This window comes from Calderihabitans maritimus (assembly GCF_002207765.1).
In the GTDB taxonomy this organism is placed as follows: Bacteria; Bacillota; KKC1; order Calderihabitantales; family Calderihabitantaceae; genus Calderihabitans; species Calderihabitans maritimus.
Genome location: NZ_BDGJ01000109.1, coordinates 1 through 235, shown reverse-complemented (window position 1 = coordinate 235; position 235 = coordinate 1). Strand labels below are relative to the sequence as shown.

The window sequence follows — 235 nt, the reverse complement described above, 5'->3', positions numbered from 1 at the left end:
CTGAGGGAGATTTGCGGATTTGACCCGTGGTTGGGGGAACGGGCGGTTCCGCCGTCTCACGTATACAGCCGTTTTTGCCGGAAACTTATGGAACACATCGACGAAATAGAAAAAATATTTACCCGTTTGGTGGACGAAATAAGCAAACTGTTACCGGATTACGGGCGGATCCTGGCCGTGGACAGCAAAGCCATTAACAGTCTGAGCCGAGGCAAGAAGCAGGAAGGAGCGTCAC

Annotated in this window: 1 pseudogene; it reads left to right on the top strand. The window is 51.9% G+C overall.

What is annotated here, in order from left to right:
- Positions 1-235: pseudogene (locus tag KKC1_RS16295) on the top strand (DDE transposase); the annotation flags it as partial.